6 protein-coding genes are annotated in these 4,253 nt (G+C 59.4%); 4 read left to right on the top strand and 2 right to left on the bottom strand.

Translation table 11 applies throughout. The features are described from left to right. Positions 1-183 precede the first annotated feature (183 nt). Together ABJK70_RS21065 and epsL are read left to right on the top strand one after the other, a co-directional pair. Complete coding sequence (locus ABJK70_RS21065; protein WP_077728916.1) at positions 184-1,389, top strand: glycosyltransferase; 1,206 nt, start codon at positions 184-186, stop codon at positions 1,387-1,389. A 148-nt stretch (positions 1,390-1,537) separates the two neighbouring features. Beyond that, positions 1,538-2,752 (top strand): XrtB/PEP-CTERM-associated polysaccharide biosynthesis outer membrane protein EpsL, encoded by a 1,215-nt coding sequence (gene epsL, locus ABJK70_RS21060; RefSeq protein ID WP_347259015.1) that lies wholly within the window; start codon positions 1,538-1,540, stop codon positions 2,750-2,752. A gap of 132 nt (positions 2,753-2,884) precedes the next feature. Here the strand turns inward: epsL and ABJK70_RS21055 are convergent, their stop codons facing one another. Together ABJK70_RS21055 and ABJK70_RS21050 are read right to left on the bottom strand one after the other, a co-directional pair. Beyond that, positions 2,885-3,007, bottom strand: a complete 123-nt coding sequence (locus tag ABJK70_RS21055; RefSeq protein WP_276205341.1) for a hypothetical protein — start codon at positions 3,005-3,007, stop codon at positions 2,885-2,887. Beyond that, entirely contained in the window at positions 3,004-3,648 is a 645-nt protein-coding gene (locus tag ABJK70_RS21050; protein WP_347259014.1) for a hypothetical protein, read from the bottom strand. The genes ABJK70_RS21055 and ABJK70_RS21050 overlap by 4 nt, the downstream gene beginning before the upstream one ends. Here ABJK70_RS21050 and ABJK70_RS21045 point away from each other — a divergent pair. Both ABJK70_RS21045 and ABJK70_RS21040 read left to right on the top strand, forming a co-directional pair. Then, the gene (locus ABJK70_RS21045) at positions 3,647-3,799 is read left to right on the top strand and encodes a hypothetical protein (RefSeq protein ID WP_347259013.1); all 153 of its coding nucleotides are present in this window, start codon (positions 3,647-3,649) and stop codon (positions 3,797-3,799) included. The genes ABJK70_RS21050 and ABJK70_RS21045 overlap by 2 nt on opposite strands. Positions 3,800-4,072: 273 nt before the next feature. After that, positions 4,073-4,253, top strand: a 181-nt coding sequence (locus tag ABJK70_RS21040) for a hypothetical protein (protein WP_347259012.1), incomplete at its 3' end; no start/stop codon positions are given.

The raw sequence follows: 4,253 nt of genomic DNA, 5'->3' as shown, positions 1-4,253 counted from the left end.
CCGGCGCCGAGCTGCAGCGGGTGTTTGTGGGCACCGTCCCCGATTCCGCCGCGCCGTACACCCGCCGGGGCATCTACCTCGAAGCCATGGCAACGGAGACGCAGTTCTACCTGGTATTCCGCCCGCTAGCTTCGCCACAGGCATCCGTACACAAAGCGCGCAGAGCAAGATAAGGACCAACCGATGCGCATCACGATGATCTGTAACGAGCTGCCTTTCCCTCCCGGACATGGTGGTCTGGTCGACGTGTGGCGCCGGCTCTGCGCCATGAAATCGGCGGGCGTCCGCGTCCAACTCGTCTGCTGGGGCGGCGGAGCCGCCGGCGCGCTGCGACCGGAACATCTCGACAAGGTGCGGGAGGTCGTGGAGGATCTGTACGTCTTTCCGTTTGAACGAACCTGGCGTTCGCGCATCAAGCGAACTGTCCACCTGTGGCGGCTGCCTTGGCGAGTGGCCTCCCGTAGCTTGAGGCCCGCCGAGTTTCGTTCCCTGCTGGAGGCGCAGCGCGCATTCGACAGCCAGGCAATCTGGCTGGACGCCGTCTATGGTGGCGAGGTGGCGCGCGGTCTGGCGCACGAGCTGAAACTGCCGTTGTTCTACCGCTCTCACAACATCGAACATCGGTACACACTACATCAGGCCAGAATCGCCCGAACGGCGCGAGAACGGTTTCAGTGGACACTCAGCCTGTTCAACCTGCGCCGTTACGAGCACGGAATTCTCAGGGAGAGTTCCGCGTTCTTCGATATCTCCGTCGATGACCTTAGATATTGGGAGAAGCTCGGGTTTACGTCCGGATATTGGCTGCCGCCGCTGGTGGACGAATCTTTTGCGGGACGCCTCAGTGCGCCGCGGGAAGGTCCCCCCCGATTCGACGTCGGCTATCTCGGAAACCTGTTCATGCCCAATAACGTCCAGGGCTTGGTTTGGTTTCTGGAGAAGGTGGCGCCGCGGCTTCTCGATGCACGGCCCGGCCTGCGCCTGTTCATCGCCGGCAGCCAGCCTTCGGATCAGATACGAGCGGCGCTCGCTGCGCGCCCCGAAGTCACACTGATCGAAAATCCGCCAGACGCCGTCTCGATATTGCGCGACGCGCAGATCTTGATCAACCCTGTCTTTGCGGGTAGCGGAGTCAATATCAAGTCCGTCGAAATGCTTTTTTCCCCCGCCGAATTGATCAGTACGCCTCAGGGCTTGGCTGGACTTCCGGATGAGGTCAAGAATTGCTTCCGAGTCAGCAAAGATGAATCCGGATTCGCGTCCGCGATCCTCGACGGCCTGAGCTCTGCGGCCGCAGGCCGTATCGCAGATTCGGAGAGCCGCGCGGCGGCGCGGTCTTATTTTCGTGCAAAGCGGATCGATGACATTTTGCCGGTCCTCTTTCGCTAAAGGCGTGCCGTTGTGTATAGCCATAACACGATCGGGCTAGTCGCTATCGGAATTCGGCGGTACGGAAAGTCTCGCCGCATAGGCTGATACAAAAGGTTTGCGCAAGCATTTGAAAGCGCTACGTTCAAGACGCAAGCATCAGCGGTTCATGTATAAGCCCAAAGCGGAAACTATTATTTCCCTCGCGTTTTTGGTGTGGACGGAAGCCTCTTTCGGCGTCGCCGATCCTACTGACACTTTTCAGCCTTATTTATCGGAGACGCTGACCTACGATGACAATCTTTTCCGTCGCCCGAGCAAGACCAATCCGAACGCACCGATAAACGAATCGGAACGCTGGGACTTGATCAACCGGCTTTCCGCGGGGCTCAGAACCTATATTCCGGTGAGCCGGCAGGAGTTTCAGCTCGAGGGAAAGGTCGACGACAATCGTTACGCCAACCACGATGAGCTTAACCATGTATCGTCCCTGGCAAAAGGGACATGGAAATGGCAAGCGGGAACTTCCTTCGGCGGAATACTCGGCTATGGCTACAGGCAGTATTTGGGAGGTTTTACCAACACGGGGTTTTTCGGAAGGGATCTCATCACGGACAATACGGCCTTGGTCGATGTCAATTACAAGTTCAATCCACGATGGAGATTGAACGGACAATACCGGTGGCTGAACAGCGAGCATGAGGCGCCCCAGCGTAGGTTTCTGGATCTGACCAGCGATACCGGCATCATCGGGCTGCACTATAAATCTCCCGACCAGAATACGATCGGCATTCAGTACACACACACGGATGCCAGCCTGCCGAATCGGGAGCGGGTTTTGTCCGCGCTGATCGATAACCGCTACCAGGAACATGAATTCAGTGCACTCTACAAATGGCAGATTACCGGAAAATCGCTGGTAGAGGGACGCATCGGCTATCGCATCCGCAATCATAAGCAATTTTCACAACGGGATTATCAAGGCGAGGCATGGCGGCTCAATTATCAATGGACACCGACAGGAAAAACCGTGATTACCTTGTCGGGTTGGGGAGATTTGTTGAACAGAACCTCGGATATCGCGGCCAGCTATGTCGTCACTAAAGGCGTGAGCGTCAGCCCCACGTGGTCGGTAACGCCAAAGATCGACTTGCAAGCGAAATTTAGCTGGGAAGAGTGGCAGTACGCCGGCGACCCGAAATTACGCATCGATGCGAAGACTGACGAAGACACGATCCTAACCGGCCGATTATCGGTTTCCTACGACTTTGCCGATCACGGCCAGCTGAATATCGTCTATGAGAAAGGACACCGTAGCTCCAGCCGGGTGTTTGCCGACTACGAATACAACACGGTCTTTGCAAACGCCATTCTGAAGTTTTGATCGTCCGCGCCAAATACCGGCAACGGAGCTGGCCCTGTCCGAACACCACGTCGTCCGGCGATTCGGTCGAGGGTAACGGGCGATGTCCCGCGACCCCGACCCGATTGCCATCGAGAAATCGCTCGATGACCGTTATTCGTGCGCCAAAGGCTTATCCGTGAACAAGTAATCGCGGAGCTCCTTGGAAAAGGTGGGGTCCTTGCAGGCATCGACCCGCTGGTTGTACCAGTCGACGGCTTCCAGTTCTTCCTTCAATGATTCGATGGCCCGTGCATATCCAGGGTTTCGTTCGACAAATCCGATGTGGGTATTTCCTGGATTTCTACGATCCCGCACAGCCGCCCATTCAGGAGCTTCTGGACCGCTGCGCCCGCCTGATCGCTGCGGCCCGAAAGGCCGGCATTCCGGTGTTCTACACCGCGCAGCCCGGCGGGCAGGCGCCCGAGGACCGTGCCTTGCTGAACGATTTCTGGGGCGACGGCATTCCCGACCGGCCCGAATCGACGCGCGTTGTGGACGCGGTCGCGCCCCAGCCCGGCGACACCGTGCCGACCAAATGGCGCTACAGCGCGTTCAAGCGCTCCGACCTGGAAGCGCGGCTGCGCGGAACGGGCCGCGACCAGTTGCTGATCTGCGGAGTGTACGCCCACATCGGCTGCCTGATGACCGCGGCGGAAGCCTTCATGCTCGACATCCAGCCTTTTCTGATCGGCGACGCACTCGCCGATTTCTCGCGCGAGGATCACGAGCAGGCGCTGCGCTACGCCGCTGGCCGTTGCGCGCGGGTTTGCGGAACCAACGACGCCCTTCGAGCCGCCGAGCCGGTTCGGCCCTTGCCGCGCAAACACCCGGACTCTCGCGGCCGGGCCGGTGGAAGACCTGGCGGCGGGCTTCATGGCCCGCGGCGATGCGATCGTCCTCGACCTCCACGGCCGTCCGGAAAACTACGACGACGTGACCCTTCGGGTCCACTGGCAGCGAATCGCCGCCTTCCTCGCGCGGGCACTGGACCGACCCAGGGCGCCGGTCGTCGACTTGGCAGCTTGAATTCTGGGCTTTACAAAAAAGGCTTGGCGAACATCGTTAGCGCCTTCGGTTCGAGTGAATTGCTTCAGCCATTTGTAGATCGGCAATCCTTTGCCGACGAAAACGCGCGGTCGGGACATGGCGTCGGGAAGGGAGGCTTCGGCGCTCCAATCGCAAACGGTCATCCCAGGAGCGCTGGGATGACCCTTCCAATCGCAAACGGCCTGGCCGGGAGCGCCGGCCAGCCCCTTCCCGAAGACGCCGTTTGCGATTGGGAAAGGATTCCCACCCTTAATGGGGCTTGGCATCGGCAACATCGACGCCGGCCTGCTCGCGCCCGCCTCGCTGAACGGCGCTCGACTCCGGATACGGGGGAAGCGGCTGTCTGCTGTCGCGGAAAATCTTGGGCGCGGCCATCTGCCGATAGATGTTGTTAATTGTGAATCAGGCCCGTCGATCCCTTCCTGGCACTTCG

It is taken from the genome of Methylocaldum sp. (assembly GCF_039794385.1).
Taxonomy (GTDB): Bacteria; Pseudomonadota; Gammaproteobacteria; order Methylococcales; family Methylococcaceae; genus Methylocaldum.
Note: the sequence above shows the minus strand (reverse complement) of the source record. Positions and strands in the feature narration are given on the sequence as shown.

Coding starts and splice junctions, on each gene's coding strand:
- ABJK70_RS21065 (WP_077728916.1), top strand. CDS start 184: ATGCGCATCACGATGATCTGTAACGAGCTGCCTTTCCCTCCCGGACAT.
- epsL (WP_347259015.1), top strand. CDS start 1,538: ATGTATAAGCCCAAAGCGGAAACTATTATTTCCCTCGCGTTTTTGGTG.
- ABJK70_RS21045 (WP_347259013.1), top strand. CDS start 3,647: ATGGCCCGCGGCGATGCGATCGTCCTCGACCTCCACGGCCGTCCGGAA.
- ABJK70_RS21050 (WP_347259014.1), bottom strand. CDS start 3,648: ATGAAGCCCGCCGCCAGGTCTTCCACCGGCCCGGCCGCGAGAGTCCGG.